Raw genomic sequence first — 16,639 nt, forward strand, 5'->3', positions numbered from 1 at the left:
ACACCGGGAATCGTGGTCACCGGGGTGGACTTTTCCTTCCGCTGATGCCCCCAGGCCCTGGCGCAGCATCAATGTCGCCACGGTCTTCACGGTGACCTCAGTGCCCTCCCGGGCGAGCTGCGCACGGCCCCGGAAAACCCCCCGTAGACGTCATCGGACCCGGCGAAGACCTTCCCGACCCTGGTGCCCAGTTCCTGCCGTTCGTCAGACGTTGGCAAAAGCTCGCCGACAAGGCTGCTGCTCTTCCCAGGAACTCGTTGTCCTTGTGCAACTCGGCGACCTGAAAGCGCAGGGCCTTGAGCTCTGCGCGTTCATCCAGGGTCAGTTCCCCGGTCGGTCCGCCGGACCCGGTGGCCCATACGGCGGCGACCCACTTGCCCAACGACTGGGAACCGACACCCAGCTCCCGGGCGACCTCGGCGATGGTGCGTCTCCGGAGTCGTTTGCCGGGGGTCCTCCCGGCCATGGTGACATCCTCTCGTGCGGGACGGGTCCCGCTACATCGCGTGCCCACCCAACGAACGTCGGGCCAGGCCCGAAGTTCGCGGATGTGGATGGCTCATCGTCGCTTCGTCATTCCTCGTAGCGATGCACAATGTGGCCTTCTTCACCGAACACCATGAGCATCTCCGCAGGCCCTCCTTCGGCTACGAAAGTGTGCGGAGTCATCGTCTGAAACTCGGCAGCCTCGCCCTTCTCGACGATGATCGCACGCTCTCCGAGGTAGAGACAGACTCTTCCCTCCAGCACGAAGAACCAGTCATGGCCGGGGTGCACCTTCTGTTCGGGGATCCTCCTGCTGGGCTCGAGTCGAACCTTGAGCGCCCTTACGCTACCTGTCGTCTTAGATAGCATCCACGTAGTACGTGAGTCTTCGTGACTCGGCTCAGCCCGGATTACGACGTCTTCGTCAATGTCATGGGTGAGCAGAGTGTCAACGTTGGTACCGAGGGCTCGGGCCAGCGGGACAAGTATGTCCAGGCTGATCGTTCGCTTACCGGTCTCGATCCTGCTGATGGTCGAAGCGCTGAGGTGGGCAAGACTGGCAAGTTCGGCTAACGACAGCGACTGGGACTGCCGCAGGCTGCGCAGCCGAGTGCGCACGATCAGTTCAAAGTCGGTCACGGGTTCCTCATTTGCGAGCTGCCACTATTGCTAATAGTGCAACACTGTATGCGATAGCGGCAAGAGGCGCTACAGTCGACGCATGCCCTCAGCATTTCAGTCGTCCAGAATCCCGTTCAGCTCTGAGCCAACCCGCCAGTACAGCGCTGACCCGGCTTCTCTCTCAAGCGCCACCGGTCCTGGCGTTTCCCGGCATGCCGATGTCGCCGTCATCGGTGGATCCGCGGCGGGCCTAGCGGCCGCCCTGCAGTTGTCCCGTCAAGGTCGCTCCATCATCGTGGTCGACGGGTACAGGCCGCGCAACGCTCCCGCTTCCGCGATGCACAGCTATCTCGGCCACGAAGGTCGCTCCCCGTCAGATTTCCTGACAATCGCCCGCACCGAGGTGCGTTCCTATGGTGCAGAGATCCTGGAAGGAACCGCTGTTGATGTCGCTCGCGACTCCGTTGGTTTTCGCGTTAGCCTGTCAGGTGGCCACGTCATCATCGCCCGCCGTGTCATCGCAGCGACAGGCGTGGCTGATGAGCTTCCTGCGATCCCCGGCCTGGCGGAACACTGGGGGGCCTCAGTGATCCACTGCCCTTTCTGCCACGGCTATGAATCGAGGGGACGGCGCATCGTCGCCCTCCTGACATCGCCAGCAGGACTGCACGCCCTTCCTCTCCTGCGTCAGCTCACCGAGAGGCTCACCATTGTGGTTGACGCAAGCGTCCTGGGCGGCGAAGAGCTCCTGTCTGATTTCAGAACAGTGGGGGTTCAGGTGATCGTGTCATCAGCTGAACGTATCCTCAATGACGAGGAAGGGAAGTTGCGTGGACTGCTTCTCTCTGACGGCAGAGAAATCAGTGCCGACACTATCTTCGTCGGACCCCGCTTACATGCTCAGGTGGCGCCCTTTAAGCGTCTCGGCCTGGCCACTAGCGAGCATCCTAGCGGCATCGGAAGCTATATCGAGGCAGACGCCGTCACCGGCTCAACCGCTGTACCAGGCCTATATGCAACCGGAACACTTACGGCGCCCGCACTCCAGGTACTGCCTGCTGCGGCCTCGGGAGCACAGGTTGGTGCGATGGTCAGCATGGACCTGGCGAAAGAGGATCTTTCTACCGGCATCCGACCTGTCGCGCACGCTGCGGATTGGGACACTCGTTACAGTGGCAATCTCCAGTGGAGCGGCAACCCCAACGGGTCGGTCGTAGCCGAAGTTTCGGGCATACCCCCGGGAAGCGCCTTAGACATCGGTTCCGGAGAAGGAGGTGACGCCTTCTGGCTAGCAGAACGAGGCTGGAAAGTCACTGCCAGCGACATCTCGGACAGAGCTCTTGAACGCGTACGCGCCGAAGCGCAGCGGCGGAACCTACCGGTAGAAACCCTGCATGCCGATGCTAACGCGGTGAATCCTTTTGCCGGCCATCGGTACGATCTGGTCACCGCGTCCTATGCGTCGATCCCACGCACTCCGGACAGGCGTGGGACCGCGAACCTCCTTGACGCGGTGGCACCCGGCGGACAACTACTGATCATCAACCACGATGTCAGCGGCATCCCTGGAACTCACGTGCACGGTGATACGCAGTTCACTTCTCCCTTCGATCATGACGCCTTCGTGAGTACCGGAGATTTCGTGAAGGTTCTGTCCGCTTCGGCGGAGTGGGTCATTGAAGTCAACGAATGCCGAGAGCGCCCTACGGGGGCGACGTCCACTCATCATACGAACGATCTCGTCCTTCGCGCACGAAGGTCATCCGGGTCAGATCACCGGTGAGCTGACCAGCATCCAGGCGCACGCAGTGGCAGTGCAGGCAGAAACATCTGGGGGTGAGCTCGCCGCAAGACCTCTCCTACTTTCCCGGTGTTTCTTGGTCCTGCGGCGTGGAGCGGGTTCCGGTTGCCGCCGGGGGCCGTTTATTGGCTCTTCCGGATAGGGAGTGTGTAGCGGTAGTGAAGCCCTTGGAGCGGGCCACCACAACATGTAGGGGCTGGGCCGGGACCGTAGAAGGACCCTGCAGTGACAGGATGATGGTGCCTTCAGCATCCATCCAGCCGCTCCAGGATCCATGTCTGAACCTACCGTCACTTCCCACTCCTGCCCCGAACCTCGTCGCCGACGCTTTTCACGCCGCACCGAGGAACTCGGATTGACGATCACCATCATCGACGCGGCCCCGCCGGCAGTCGCCGACTCCTGCCCGGGGCGCAGGTACCCCGGAGTGAAACCCGACCATGTGACCCGACGGTAGGTGGACCTGCCGGCCGTGGGGTTCCTCACCCGCCTGCACGTCGGGGTTCCACGTTTCACCTGCACCAACCCCTCCAGCAGCAGAAGAATCATCCGGTCCTCCCTCACCTGCGCCGACGACGCAGCGAAGCTGACCCGGCGGGTGACCCGCCGGATTCTCCGACGCCTCACCATCGACGCCGATGAGCGTGGCGACGACCGCCAAAGCCCTCGGGACGGGTTGGGAACTGGTCAATCAGGTCGCAGTCACCGCCGGACGGAACCTCGTCTACACCGATCCCATCCACCTGGCCGGGGTGCGGGGGCTGTGCTTCGATTCTGGGGTGTTGATGAACACGTGTGGGAACACACCCACCGACCCGGGCAGCCGTCTTCGATGGTCACCGTACTGGTGGACCTGACCCCACTGGTCGACAGGCGCGGGCCGGCACGTCTGATCGACATGCGCCCGGGCCGGTCCGCAGACGTTCTGAAGACCTGGCTGAACCAGCGGGATCCGCAGTTCCGGGACACGGTCGGGGTCGTGACCGGTGGTACGGGTTCACCGGGCATGCCACCACCGTGGACCACGCCCTACCTGCCGCACGCCTACCACACGCAAGGTCACGGACCCGTTCGACGTCGTCCACCTCGCCGCTGGGAAGCCCACGGGGTGTCGTCAACGCCTGCAGCGGGAAACAACCGGAAACCGTGGGTGGAGGGACGACCCGTCGCACAGGCACAGCCGTGCCCTGTTGACCAGGACCGAGTTCACAACCTCCCCGGGAAGTACAACTAGCGACCAGGAACGACAAGCTCGCGGTGGTTTACCGAGGAGCTGCTGTCCTGGCCGCGATCGTCGCCTGGGTCAAGGCATTAGGAGACACGCCCTAGTCCACTGAGTTGCGTGACAGCGACATACAACACAGTTCGCAACGGACTCTTGGTAGGCTATGCCCTCGTTAACTATCGCGGCACGTAAAGAGGATCTGATGGGGCTGTTCAGCCGGAAGAAGAACGAGGACCCGACCGAGAAGGCGATGCGCCGGGCGGAGAACATCTCCGGAGGCAAGGGTCTGAGCGGCAAGCTGATGAAAGGACTCATGGGCGCTGACAACGCAGCCCAACTGAGCTCGGCAATAGACACCGCACGTCAGGCACAGGCAACCACGGCTCTCCAGAATCAGGGGCTGCCCACGATCCCGGCGACAGTCCTGACCTTGTCGGATACCGGGAAACTGATCAACTTTGATCCCGTGGTCGATATGACCGTTACGCTCGACAGCGGTGAACAGACGCAACTGCAGGCGCTCGTGCCGAAGCTACAGATCCCTCGTGCCGGAGACAGGGTTCTGCTGATGCAGAACCCGCAACTTCCCGGACAATACGCCTACAGCGGCCTCGCACCGCAGCAGTGAGCTGGTAGATGGTGGCTGAGCAGGCTAATCAGGACAATTCACGCCTAGCCGAAGACATCTTCAGCGCGAAAAGGCTCGCTGACCCGCGTGCACTGCTGCGCGTCACGCCCTACGGGCAGGAGGCTGGTGAACTTCCCACGAGGGCCCAGTCATGGGTAGGACCCGGGACTGGTCCGGGAAAAATCATCTTGCGAACGGTGATCATCATTGCGATCACCGTTGCCGGGGTTTACCTCAGTACCGTCCAAGCGTGGGACCATGAAAACTTCTTCCCATGGTACTGGAACATCGTCTGGCTGGTGTTTCCCTGGTTCTTTCTTTTACCGCTGTGGACCTCATTCATTAAGTCTCTCACCAAGAAACCTGCGGACGATCACTTCCGGGCACAGTACGCACGAGTCCGGGACAGCCTCGATTCTGTGACGGGAACTGTCGTGGACACGTGGATGGCCCGCGGGGAATCCGGCGGGATCGTCGATTTCGTCCTCGCAGTTGAGCATCCCGGTATGAGCCACCCGATGGTTGCGCACCGTCTCGCCGCCGATGCCGTATTCCAGCCGTTTGAAGCGCCCGTCCACGGCGATAAGGTGCACTTGTGGCAGTTTCCCGACGGATGGACGCTCATCCAGGCAACCCGACCGCGTGCCCGGGGACAGAGCAGCCCAGAAAGACCCAGCAATGCGTCGCTGCCGGAACAGCTCGAGCGTCTGGCACGACTGCGCGAATCGGGAGCGCTCTCCGCTGAGGAGTTCAAGAAGGCCAAACTGCAGCTACTCGACGAGGAGTAGGTATATCCAGGCATCAGATTGGCAGCAGTCAGCTGATGACGGTCGCAATGGTCTTTCTGTACCTATCGGAGTACAGGACCAAACCCCGAATGGTGCTGAATCGCCCCGGTTTTTGCAGAGGCTTCCGTACCGTCATCACGAGATATATGCCAGAGTCTCGCGATTGAAGTAGTCGCGCTCGGCTTCGACGGGTGTTCGGCGGTTACGCTCGCCGTGGATTCCGCGGGGGTTACAGCACCCGATGTTCTCCATCGTTGCGAACTCGATCTGGTCAAGTCGGGTCCATGACCCCGGGTTGTGGATCAGTTTGCCTCTTGTCGTGAGTTGGGATGCGGTGGACCGTGTGATACCGGGAAAAGACGCGTGAACGCGAAAGTCCTCACCTCCTGAGGAACGCCCGGAGAGTCGGAACGTACCTCAGGTGGTGAGGACTCTGGTGTGGAGCGGGGCCTACTGCGGGTCGGCGATGATGACCATCGCGGTGCGCAGGGTGCGCTCGCCGAGGCGGAAGCCCTGGCGCAGCACGGTCCCGAGCACCTTCTCGTCGCCCGAGGAGGTGTCCTGGACAGCCTCGTGGAGCGACGGGTCGAAGGTATCGCCCTCGACACCGAAGGCCTCGATCTTCAGGCCGCTGAACACGGAGTCCAGCTTGTCGGCCACGGACTTGAGCGGTCCGGTGAGATCACCGTGCTGCTCTGCCAGGGTGAGGTCATCGCGCAGCGGAATCAGCTGGGCGGCGACGTCGGCCTTCGCGGACTCACGGATGCCCACCCGGTCACGCTCGGTGCGCTTGCGGTAGTTGGCGTACTCCGCGGTGATCCGCTGGAGGTCGGCAGTCCGCTCGGCGAGCTGCTGCTCGGCGTCCGAGAGCTCACCGGAATCGTCGATGTCGGCGTCGGCGGTGTCGGCGACGACGTCCTCGTCACCGGCCAGCACGGAAGCGTCAGCGCTCACGGCGTCCTCTTCAGGAGTGGTCTCGGGCATGGCGGCCTCGGTGAACTCCTCGTCGGTCTCCGACGGGGAGCCGGGGTCGGCGGGGTTGGGTTCGGTCACTTCTTCTCATCCTCGGCATCGTCGACAACCTCGGCATCCACGACGTCATCGTCGGCGGACGCGCCCTCGGCACCCTCGGCACCCTCGGCGTTGGCGGCCTCGGCCTCGTAGATGGCCTTGCCCATCTCCTGGCTCTCGGCGGACAGCTTCTCGACGGAGTCCTTGACGGCCTCGATGTCGTCGCCCTTGAGAGCCTCGTCGACGGCGTCGGCGGCCTCGGTGACCTTGGTCTTGGTCTCCTCGGAGACCTTGTCCTCGTTGTCGGCGAGGAACTTGCGGGTCTGGTAGGACATGGACTCGGCGGAGTTGCGGACCTCCTGCTCCTCGCGGCGCTTCTTGTCCTCCTCGGCGTGTGCCTCGGCGTCCTTCACCATCTGGTCGATCTCGTCCTGGGACAGGCCGGAACCGTCCTGGATGGTGATGGTGGACTCCTTGCCGGTGCCCTTGTCCTTGGCGGTGACGTGGACGATGCCGTTGGCGTCGATATCGAAGGTGACCTCGATCTGTGGGACGCCACGCGGGGCCGGGGCGATGCCACCGAGCTCGAAGGAGCCGAGCAGCTTGTTCTGCTGGGCCATCTCGCGCTCACCCTGGAAGACCTGGATCTGCACGGAGGGCTGGGAATCCTCGGCGGTGGTGAAGGTCTCGGACCGCTTGGTCGGGATGGTGGTGTTGCGCTCGATGAGCTTGGTCATCACGCCACCCTTGGTCTCGATACCGAGGGACAGCGGAGTGACGTCGAGGAGCAGCACGTCCTTGACCTCACCGCGCAGGACGCCGGCCTGCAGGGCCGCGCCCACGGCGACGACCTCGTCCGGGTTGACACCCTTGTTCGGCTCCTTGCCGTCGGTCAGGTCCTTGACCAGGTCGGAAACGGCGGGCATTCGGGTGGAGCCACCGACGAGCACGACGTGGTCGATGTCGGCGACCTTGACGTCGGCGTCCTTCAGGACGGCGGCGAAGGGCTTCTTCGCACGGTCGAGAAGGTCCTGGGTGATGCGCTGGAACTCGGTGCGGGACAGGGTCTCGTCGAGGAACAGCGGGTTCTTGTCCTGGTCGACGGTGATGTACGGCAGGTTGATGGAGGCCTGCTGGGAGGAGGACAGCTCGATCTTGGCCTTCTCCGCGGCCTCACGCAGACGCTGCAGGGCCATCTTGTCCTTGGACAGGTCGACGCCGTTGGCGGTCTTGAACTTCTCGACCAACCAGTCGACGATGCGCTGGTCCCAGTCGTCGCCACCGAGCTTGTTGTCACCGGAGGTGGCGCGCACCTCCACGACACCGTCACCGATCTCCAGGAGGGAGACGTCGAAAGTACCGCCACCGAGGTCGAAGACCAGGATGGTCTGCTCCTTGTCGCCCTTCTCCAGGCCGTAGGCCAGGGCGGCGGCAGTCGGCTCGTTGACGATACGCAGGACGTTGAGGCCGGCGATCTGGCCGGCGTCCTTGGTGGCCTGACGCTGGGCGTCGTTGAAGTAGGCCGGGACGGTGATGACGGCGTCGGTGACGTCCTCACCGAGGTAGGCCTCGGCGTCCCTCTTCAGCTTCTGGAGGGTACGCGCGGAGATCTCCTGCGCGGTGTACTTCTTGTCGTCGATCGCCTCGGTGGTCCAGCCGTCGTCGCCGATGTGGCGCTTGACGGAGCGGATGGTGCGGTCGACGTTGGTGACGGCCTGGTTCTTGGCCGACTGTCCGACGAGCACTTCACCGTTCTTGGCGAAGGCGACGACGGACGGGGTGGTGCGGGCGCCCTCGGAGTTGGCGATGACGGTGGCCTCGCCACCTTCCAGAACAGAAACCACCGAGTTGGTGGTACCGAGGTCAATTCCCACTGCGCGTCCCATAGTGACGTCCTCCTGTGTGTTGGTGCTGATGATGTTGCACTGTTTGTTAAGTGAGCCAGGCTCAAGTCTGCACCCGGTTCTCCGGACTGTCAAACCTAGTTGAGTATGTCCGGCTCAACTTGATGACATACGGTACAACGGCGGAGCCCGCGAACTTGTTCCCGGTACGCTCAACTTTTTTTCGACCACTACGATCGGAGTCCATGAGCCTGCAGATGAAGCTTGTCGCCGCCTACGTGAAGCGGACCCGTCACCGGACCTGGGCCTCCGGGGAGAAGACCCGTGAGGTCATGGCCTCACCCCGGGAGTCTGCACCGGTGCCGCACGAGCTCTACCAGGTCAACCACATGGTCAGAAGCGAGGTCACCACCGCCGGCGGCACCTTCACCGTGCACGGCCTCGTCCCCGCGACCGACGCGTCCCGCGAGACCCCGCTCGACATCTGCGTCTACCTCCACGGTGGCGGCTACATCCACGGCATGGATGAACGACACTGGAGGATGGTCAGTGATCTCGCCGGCGCGGGGATGCGGGTCATCGTCCCCGACTACGGCCTCGCACCGGAACATGACGCCGATGCCGCGCTCAGCCTGCTGGACACCGTCATCGGGGACGCCGCGACGGAGGCGGAACAGTCCGGGCACCGGCTGCGGCTCGCCGGAGATTCCGCCGGTGGCGGCCTCGCACTCGGATGGTTGCTCACGACCGGGCACAGAGACGCCGCGTCGGCGGTTGAACGGCTCGCACTGATCGCCCCCTGGCTCGATGTCACCTGCTCCTCCCCTGGTCTCGACACCCTCGTCAACGACGATCCCTGGCTGCACCCGACGGGACTCCGGATCGCGGGTGAGGCCTGGGCCGGCGGGCGTGACCTGCAGGACCCGTTGGTCAGTCCGCTGGCGGCGACGGACGCCGTACTGTCGTCCCTCCCCCAGGTGAGGATCTGGACCGGGACGCGCGACATCCTCTCCGCGGAAGCCCTCGCCCTCGACCGACGACTGACCGCCTGCGGTGTGGAACACAAGGTCCTGACGACCCCCGGTGCAGTACACGTCCACCCGCTGACACCGACCCCCGAGGGAAAGGCCGCGCGCCAGGAAGTCATCGCGTGGCTTAGCGGGGGCCCCGACTCTGACTAGTATGGAACAGTCAATGTACCCCTTGAGACCGACGCAGGCCCGACGGAACGAAGAGATCAGATGAACGAACCCTCAGACCCTCAGCGACCCTCCGGCGGTGACCGGCCCCGGGAGACCGCGGCGTTCGAGGACACGGAGTTCTCTTTCGGCGATGCGGCATCCCGCTCCGGCTTCACCGCCGATGTCGTGGAGAACAAGGACGACAACGGCAATGCCACCGACGGCTCCGTCGTCGACGCCGATGTCGTCGGCGAGGAGGCGCTCGGCCACACCTCCGATCCGGAGATGACCGGCATCATTCCGGCGATCCGCGACGACAGTCCCCGGCCCGCGGACCTGGCTGCCCCGGCGGCGGCTGAGGTCCCTGCTGAAGCCGCTGAAGCGTCTGTCGAGACCACGGCCGGCGGGGGTGACGGGGACGACGGCACCGATGATGAGCGCAGCGGTTTCCGACGGATTCCCCCGTGGGGCTGGATCCTCGTTGTCGGCGCAGTCCTCGCTGTCGTGGTCGGGCTGGTCACCGCCGCCCTCATGCGCGGCAACTCAACCTCCGGCCCCGCCCCGCTGACCAGTGTGCAGCCGAACTACGAGCGTCCCGAGGCCTGGAACGGCGAGGAGTCCTCCCCGTCCGCCGACGTGCCGACCGCGGACCAGGGCTACGGGTTCGACCCCTACAGTGACGGTCTCGGCAACCAGACCTGGGACAGCGGAACCACCGGCGACAGCGGTGGGGACTGGGACAATGACGAGAACGTCGGCCCGACGGACACCACCGACGACGGAGCCGGGGACACCGGTGACAACGGTCCGGAGACCGGTGCCCCGGGTGGCGACGGCGATGACCCGGACGAGTCCGGCACCCCGGGCACCGACACCCCCGGTGGGGGCACGGGTGACACCGGTGGCGCAGGTGACACGGGTGACACCGGCGGAGAGACCACCGAATAGCGGGGTATCGCGGACGCAGTAGCCCCACGCTGGCATGATGGGACGAATGAGCACCACACCGAAGCACCCCGTGGAGCTTCGTCCCCTGGACCAGTCGACGAAGCTCCAGAATGTCCTCTACGAGATCCGTGGCCCGGTGAACGCCGAGGCCGAGCGCATGGAGGCCGACGGCCACCGGATCCTCAAGCTCAACACCGGCAACCCCGCCGCCTTCGGCTTCGACGCCCCGGACACCATCGTCCAGGACATGATCGCCGGCCTGCCCTACGCCGCCGGGTACTCCCAGTCCAAGGGCATCCCTTCGGCGCGCCGTGCCGTCGTCACCCGCTACGAGCTCATCCCGGACTTCCCCACGTTCACCACCAATGACGTCTACCTCGGCAACGGTGTCTCCGAGCTCATCACCATGACCATGCAGGCGATGCTCAATGACGGCGACGAGGTTCTCATCCCCTCGCCGGACTACCCGCTGTGGACCGCGGCGACCACGCTCGCCGGTGGCAAGGCCGTCCACTATCTCTGCGACGAGGAGAACGACTGGGCCCCGTCCATCGAGGACATCGAGTCCAAGGTCACCCCGCGGACCAAGGCCATCGTCGTGATCAACCCGAACAATCCGACGGGTGCGGTGTACAGCCGCGAGGTGCTCGAGCGGATCGTCGCCGTCGCCCGGAAGCACTCCCTGCTGGTGCTCTCCGACGAGATCTACGACAAGATCCTCTACGATGACGCCGTCCACATCAACACCGCGTCCCTGTGCCCCGATCTGCTGTGCATCACCTTCAACGGTCTGTCAAAGGCATACCGCGCCGCAGGTTTCCGCTCGGGCTGGATGGTACTGACCGGGCCGAAGGAGCATGCACGGGGATTCATCGAGGGCATCGAACTGCTGTGCTCGACCCGCCTGTGCGCCAATGTGCCCGCCCAGTACGGCATCCAGGTCGCGCTGGGTGGACGCCAGTCCATCGATGATCTGGTGCTCCCCGGCGGTCGCCTGCTGGAGCAGCGCAACGTGGCCTACGAGAAGCTCAACGAGATCCCGGGGGTGAGCTGCGTGAAGCCGATGGGTGCGCTCTACGCGTTCCCGAAGCTGGACCCGAACGTCCACGAGATCCACGACGACGAGCAGTTCATGTTCGACCTGCTCCGCGCCGAGAAGATCCACCTGGTCCAGGGCACCGGCATGAACTGGCCGACCCCGGACCACTTCCGCGTCGTCACCCTGCCGTGGGCACGGGACCTGGCGGAGGCGATCGAGCGGCTCGGCAACTTCCTCGCCAGCTACAAGCAGTAACCGGGGGAGGTTGCGGTGATCAGGCTGCGAGGACGGATCCCCTTCGGGGGTCCGGAGGTGGTGCTGGCGGTGCTGGTGCTGGTCACCGAGTTCACCGTCTCCTCCGAACCCGTCACCCTGGCGTCCGTGGCCTGCGCAGTGGCCGGCGTCCTCCTCGTCGCCGGGGGCACGCGCTGGCCACAGACCGTGGCGGCCCTGTCCGTCCCCTTCGCCGCGGCCTCCTCCTATGTCGCCGAGGACGCCAGCACCTATGCCGTCTTCTTCATCGTCATCATCATCGAGGTGGTCACCGCCGCTGGCCTGGCGACGGCGGGACTGATACTGGTGCTGGTGCACACGGCCCTCTCCATGGTGGACTTCACCGGCGGCACGGTGGATATGGACCCCGCGGTCCTGGTGGTGGTCCTCGCCATCCTGGGTACCGGCCATCTCATCGGTCGTAACCGCCTCACCCAGGAGATCCGCAACGCCGATTTACGTCGGACTCTGGCTGACAGTCAACGGCGCCAGCGACTGGGCATGGCCCGCGAGCTCCATGACTCGGTCGCCACCAGCCTGACCAGTGTCGTCATGCGGTCCCAGACCCTGGAACTCACGGCCACCGGAGACGACAACGCAGAGATCCGTGAGGGTCTGGAAGACATCTCCCGGACCTCGAGGGAAGCCCTGGAACAGGTGCGGACCATGCTCCGACTGCTCAATTCCGAGATCCAGTCCGGCCCGGACTCCACCGAATCCGCACCGCCGCCCACTGTCCGTGCGGGGCTCGCCACCGCCACCCGTGAGCTACGGGCCCACCGCCTCCGGGTGACCTCCACCATCACCCTGCCACGGACCGGTGAACCACCGGTCGACCGGCGGACGCTATCGCGCGTCCTCACCGAAATGACCTCCAATGCGGTGAAACACTCCCCCGACCACGCCACGGTGAAGATACGCTGCCGGACCACGGATGACGCGCTCATCGTGTCCATGACCAACCCGGTGGCCCCTGTCGGCGACGGTGAAAAGGATCCCGCGCTGACCACCCATCTGGGCATCGGCTCCATGACTGCCCGTGCCACCGCTGCCGAGGGTCACCTCACTGCGGGGCTGATCACGCAGGACAGCGACACTCAAGTCTGGCGAACCACAGTCACCTTGCCTATTGTTGACAGCGTTCCCGAAGATTCTGTCACTCTCCGTGACACCCCCTGACAGAGGAGAAGTCATGAACACCCCCCACAGGAAGTCCGTTCTGCGTCGTCTCGCCATCGGAGCCCTCACCGTCGGCCTGTCCGCCGGTCTCACCACCGGTGTCGCCTCCGCCGCCCCGACCCACGGAGACTACAAGGCGTCCCTCGGCCAGGTCTTCGCCTGCGGAGAGCACAACTACCCCTGGTGCTGACAGGTTCCGAGACCCCGGTGACCACGCCCGCCCCCGCCACGATCCGACTGCTGCTGGTCGACGATGACCCCCTGGTCATGTCGTCTCTCCGGCTGTACTTCTCGACACCTGCCGCAGCGGCCATCGAGGTCGTCGGCGAGGCCACGGACGGTACCGCCGCACTGGACCTGCTGAAGACCGTCGAGGCGGATGTCATCATGACGGACATCCACATGCCCGGCATGGACGGCGTCTCACTGCTCCGGGAGGTCCGCTCCCTGGACAACCCCCCGGTCTTCATCGCCATGACCGCCCTGGACGAGGACGAGACGATGCTCTCGATCCTCTCCCTCGGCGGCGCGGGCTACATCCTCAAGAGCTCCCGTCCGGAGTTCATCATCGACACCGTCCACCAGGCACTCGCCGGTGGCACGGTGGTCAGCCCGCAGCCGGCCACCCGGCTGATCCAGCATCTTCCCGCGCCCGACGGTCAGTCTCCCGAGGACGCGACATCGGTTGCGGTCGCCCCGGCACCGGACCGTCCGGAGACCTCCTCCAGACTGGCCCGGCTGTCGCCTGCCGAGGAGCGCGTCCTCGCGCTCATCTGCACCGGACTGTCGAACTCCGAAATCGCCCGAGAGACCGGCCGGTCGGCGAGTGCCGTGAAGAAGGCCGTGTCCTCCCTGCTGGCGAAGTTCGGGACCGAGTCCCGGATTCAGTTGGCGGTTCTCGCCGTCGAGGCCGGGTTCCACCCGGAGGACTGAGCCCCGCATCCGGTTCCGCGGTAGTCCCACCCGGCGCCGGTCCACCGGTCGACCGGCAGGCAGTTTCGCCCGTCGACGACGGTCGGCACCGACACCAGGTCATAGGCTGTCGCAGGATCAAGATCCCTGAACTCCGGCCAGTCCGTGGCGATCACCGTCACCTCTGCCCCACGCAGTGCCCCGGACACATCCCTGCCGTACCCGGGTACTGCAGGATCGCACACGGTGACCAGCGCCCCGGCGTCCTCAAGTTGCCCGATGACATCAGTCGCCGGGGATTCCCGGATGTCGTCGCTGCCTGGTTTGAAGGACGCTCCGAGCACCGTGATCCGGCGCCCCGACACGGAACCCCCGCAGACGTCGACCACCTGGTTGACGAGGCGGTCGCGTCGGTGCATGTTCTCGGCGTCGACCGCCCGGAACAGGTCCGCCGCATATGTGGCGTCCACCTGCTCCGCCCGTGCCGCGAGACCCCGGAGATCCTTCGGCAGACATCCGCCACCGAAACCGAGCCCCGCAGTCAGCGCCCCGGGCCCGATCCTGGGGTCCAGCCCGAGAGCGGTCGAGAGCACGGAGACGTCACCGCCGGTGGCGTCGCAGAGGTCGGCCACGGCGTTGATGAAGCTGATCTTGGTGGCCAGGAACGCATTGGCGGAGACCTTGACCAGTTCCGCGGTCGTCGGATCCGTGACCAGGAACGGAATGTCGCCGAGGTCCGCGTAGATCTCCCGCACCGTCGCCTCGGCGTCGGCGGCCGACTCCGGAACACCGAGGACGATGCGGTCCGGGTGCAGGGTGTCCGCGATGCCGTGACCTTCCCGGAGGAACTCGGGGTTCCAGCACACCGTCACCTGTTCCGGCGTCCGGTCCTGAAGTCCCTGTGCGGTGCCGGCGGGGACCGTCGACTTACCGACGATCAGATGGTCACCGTCGTCGCAGTGTGCCACCAGCTCATCGACGACACCGTCGACGGCCGAGAGGTCCATCTCCCAACCGTCGGCCGACTGGGGCGTCCCGACGCACAGGAAATGCACCCGGGCATGGACGGCGGCCTCCGCCACGGAGGTGGTGAAGTGGAGGCGTCCGGCCTTCAGGCCGGCGGTGAGCAGGTCATCGAGTCCCGGCTCCAGGACCGGGGAGCGTCCGTCGTTCAGTGAGTCCACGCGGACGGGATCGATGTCGACACCCAGGACGTCATGACCGAGGGACGCCAGGCAGGCGGCATGGGTGGCCCCGAGGTATCCGGTACCGAGGACGGTGATCTTCATACCCCGGTTCTATCACGGGCGTCCCGGGCCGCTGCCACGGCACAGTTCCGCGACAGCGACTGACCGTTCCGCGCAATTTTCTCCGACATTGACGGAGAAACAGCGGTTTTGCGCGGGTGTGAGGTTATCCTTCCCGACATGAGACGTTTCCCGGACACCCGCCCGACGACGCTGGCCGCAGTCGTCGTCGCCACGCTCGTCACCGGCACGGCCGCGCCCGTCGCCGCCGCTGCGGCGCCCGCATCCACCCGAGGCGCGGTCCTCACCAGCTCCGCTCTTCCGGATGACCTGGTTCTCACCCGCTCCTCCGGCGGCTGGCACTTCGAGTACGAGACGGACGGCCCGCAGGGGCAGACGGCCAGCAGCCTGGGGACGCTGTACCTGCCGCAGGGCGAGGCACCCGAGGGCGGTTGGCCGGTGCTGGTCTACGGCCACGGCACCCAGGGCCTCGGTGACAGGAACGTCAGCTGGACCGGTTGGGTGGGTGAGGACAACAGCGGCGACCAGTACCTCGCCGAGTGGCTGGACGCCGGTTTCGCGGTCGCTGCACCCGAGTACGTCGGTCTCGGCACCGACGGCGTCCACCCCTACCTCAACACCCACAGCGAGGGCGCGGCGATGATCGACATCGTCCGGGCATCCCGTGCCCTGTCCGACCAGCTCAGTACCACGTGGGTCACCAACGGTTACTCCCAGGGCGGTCACGCCTCCATCGCCGCGGCGGGGATGGCCGCCGAATATGCACCCGAACTGCACCTTGCGGCTGCGACCGCCGGCGGCGTCCCGGCCGGAATCGCCGACGAGATGGCGACGATCGCCCCGGGCGTGCCGTTGAGCCAGCCTGACCTGCAGACCTACGTCAGCTATGTGCTCGCGGGATTCCGCGCCGCCCGTCCGGACTTCCCGCTGGATGACTACCTCTCCGACAAAGGCCGGGAGATCGTCGACCTGGCGGAAGAGGCCGACTACTTCGAGATGTCGGATGCTGTCGCCGGACTGCCGGTCGGCGACATGGTGACCAGGCCGCTGGCGTCCGGCGACTTCCTCGCCGCACTGCGGGAGCACCTGGCCGTACCGGACCGTGGATGGGACGCACCGGTGTTCATCTACCAGCAGCAGTTCGACCTCGTGAGCCCGGCGCCGTTCACTGACCGTCTGGTGAACTCCGCCCGCGGCAACGGCATGGACGTCACCTACCGGGTCGACCACGACCCGGCCGGTCATGCCGGCTGGACCGACGGTCTGGCGGACGCCGTGGCCTTTGCGAAGGCCCGTATCTGATCCCCATAGACACTGCAGGGCGTTGCCAGGGTCCTCCAAGACAGGGACCGTAGATTGACACTCATCGGTACAGGGACAGACGGAAAGGAACCGTATACGGCAGCTGAGCATTCTCCTCTTGAAACGTCAGCAG

General features: G+C 65.2%; 14 protein-coding genes. 10 read left to right on the plus strand and 4 right to left on the minus strand.

Annotated features, from left to right (window positions below; translation table 11 throughout):
- Positions 1-573: 573 nt before the first annotated feature.
- On the minus strand, positions 574-1,125 hold the full coding sequence (locus Q0A27_RS03470) for a helix-turn-helix domain-containing protein (RefSeq protein ID WP_291473682.1): 552 nt from the start codon (positions 1,123-1,125) through the stop codon (positions 574-576).
- A gap of 82 nt (positions 1,126-1,207) precedes the next feature.
- Here Q0A27_RS03470 and Q0A27_RS03475 point away from each other — a divergent pair, with 82 nt between their 5' ends.
- The 3 genes from Q0A27_RS03475 to Q0A27_RS03490 all read left to right on the plus strand — a co-directional run bounded on the left by Q0A27_RS03475 (position 1,208) and on the right by Q0A27_RS03490 (position 5,549).
- Entirely contained in the window at positions 1,208-2,890 is a 1,683-nt protein-coding gene (locus Q0A27_RS03475; RefSeq protein WP_291473683.1) for a bifunctional NAD(P)/FAD-dependent oxidoreductase/class I SAM-dependent methyltransferase, read from the plus strand.
- Between the two features lie 1,445 nt (positions 2,891-4,335).
- Positions 4,336-4,761, plus strand: coding sequence for a hypothetical protein (locus Q0A27_RS03485; RefSeq protein WP_291473685.1), 426 nt, complete (start codon positions 4,336-4,338; stop codon positions 4,759-4,761).
- 11 nt (positions 4,762-4,772) lie between these two features.
- The gene (locus Q0A27_RS03490) at positions 4,773-5,549 is read left to right on the plus strand and encodes an SHOCT domain-containing protein (RefSeq protein ID WP_291473686.1); all 777 of its coding nucleotides are present in this window, start codon (positions 4,773-4,775) and stop codon (positions 5,547-5,549) included.
- Positions 5,550-5,999: 450 nt separating this feature from the next.
- On the opposite strand, the gene grpE is transcribed toward Q0A27_RS03490, so the two are convergent.
- Entirely contained in the window at positions 6,000-6,602 is a 603-nt protein-coding gene (grpE, locus tag Q0A27_RS03495) for a nucleotide exchange factor GrpE (protein ID WP_291473687.1), read from the minus strand.
- Positions 6,599-8,446 (minus strand): molecular chaperone DnaK, encoded by a 1,848-nt coding sequence (gene dnaK / locus Q0A27_RS03500; RefSeq protein ID WP_291473688.1) that lies wholly within the window; start codon positions 8,444-8,446, stop codon positions 6,599-6,601. The genes grpE and dnaK overlap by 4 nt, the downstream gene beginning before the upstream one ends.
- Before the next feature lie 203 nt (positions 8,447-8,649).
- On the opposite strand from dnaK, the gene Q0A27_RS03505 reads away from it, so the two are divergent.
- The 6 genes from Q0A27_RS03505 to Q0A27_RS03530 are packed head-to-tail and all read left to right on the plus strand — an operon-like array spanning position 8,650 to position 13,957.
- Entirely contained in the window at positions 8,650-9,585 is a 936-nt protein-coding gene (locus Q0A27_RS03505) for an alpha/beta hydrolase (protein WP_291473689.1), read from the plus strand.
- Positions 9,586-9,645: 60 nt separating this feature from the next.
- Entirely contained in the window at positions 9,646-10,533 is an 888-nt protein-coding gene (locus Q0A27_RS03510) for a hypothetical protein (protein WP_291473690.1), read from the plus strand.
- A 46-nt stretch (positions 10,534-10,579) separates the two neighbouring features.
- Positions 10,580-11,827, plus strand: coding sequence for a pyridoxal phosphate-dependent aminotransferase (locus Q0A27_RS03515; protein WP_291473691.1), 1,248 nt, complete (start codon positions 10,580-10,582; stop codon positions 11,825-11,827).
- A 15-nt stretch (positions 11,828-11,842) separates the two neighbouring features.
- On the plus strand, positions 11,843-13,024 hold the full coding sequence (locus Q0A27_RS03520) for a histidine kinase (protein ID WP_291473692.1): 1,182 nt from the start codon (positions 11,843-11,845) through the stop codon (positions 13,022-13,024).
- A 13-nt stretch (positions 13,025-13,037) separates the two neighbouring features.
- Positions 13,038-13,214, plus strand: coding sequence for a hypothetical protein (locus tag Q0A27_RS03525; RefSeq protein WP_291473693.1), 177 nt, complete (start codon positions 13,038-13,040; stop codon positions 13,212-13,214).
- Positions 13,215-13,231: 17 nt separating this feature from the next.
- The gene (locus tag Q0A27_RS03530) at positions 13,232-13,957 is read left to right on the plus strand and encodes a response regulator transcription factor (protein WP_291473694.1); all 726 of its coding nucleotides are present in this window, start codon (positions 13,232-13,234) and stop codon (positions 13,955-13,957) included.
- On the opposite strand, the gene Q0A27_RS03535 is transcribed toward Q0A27_RS03530, so the two are convergent.
- Positions 13,909-15,225 (minus strand): UDP-glucose/GDP-mannose dehydrogenase family protein, encoded by a 1,317-nt coding sequence (locus Q0A27_RS03535; RefSeq protein WP_291473695.1) that lies wholly within the window; start codon positions 15,223-15,225, stop codon positions 13,909-13,911. The genes Q0A27_RS03530 and Q0A27_RS03535 overlap by 49 nt on opposite strands.
- Positions 15,226-15,363: 138 nt before the next feature.
- Here Q0A27_RS03535 and Q0A27_RS03540 point away from each other — a divergent pair, with 138 nt between their 5' ends.
- Positions 15,364-16,506, plus strand: a complete 1,143-nt coding sequence (locus Q0A27_RS03540; protein WP_291473696.1) for a lipase family protein — start codon at positions 15,364-15,366, stop codon at positions 16,504-16,506.
- Positions 16,507-16,639: the final 133 nt, after the last annotated feature.

Source organism: Corynebacterium sp., assembly GCF_022712275.1.
GTDB lineage: Bacteria > Actinomycetota > Actinomycetes > Mycobacteriales > Mycobacteriaceae > Corynebacterium.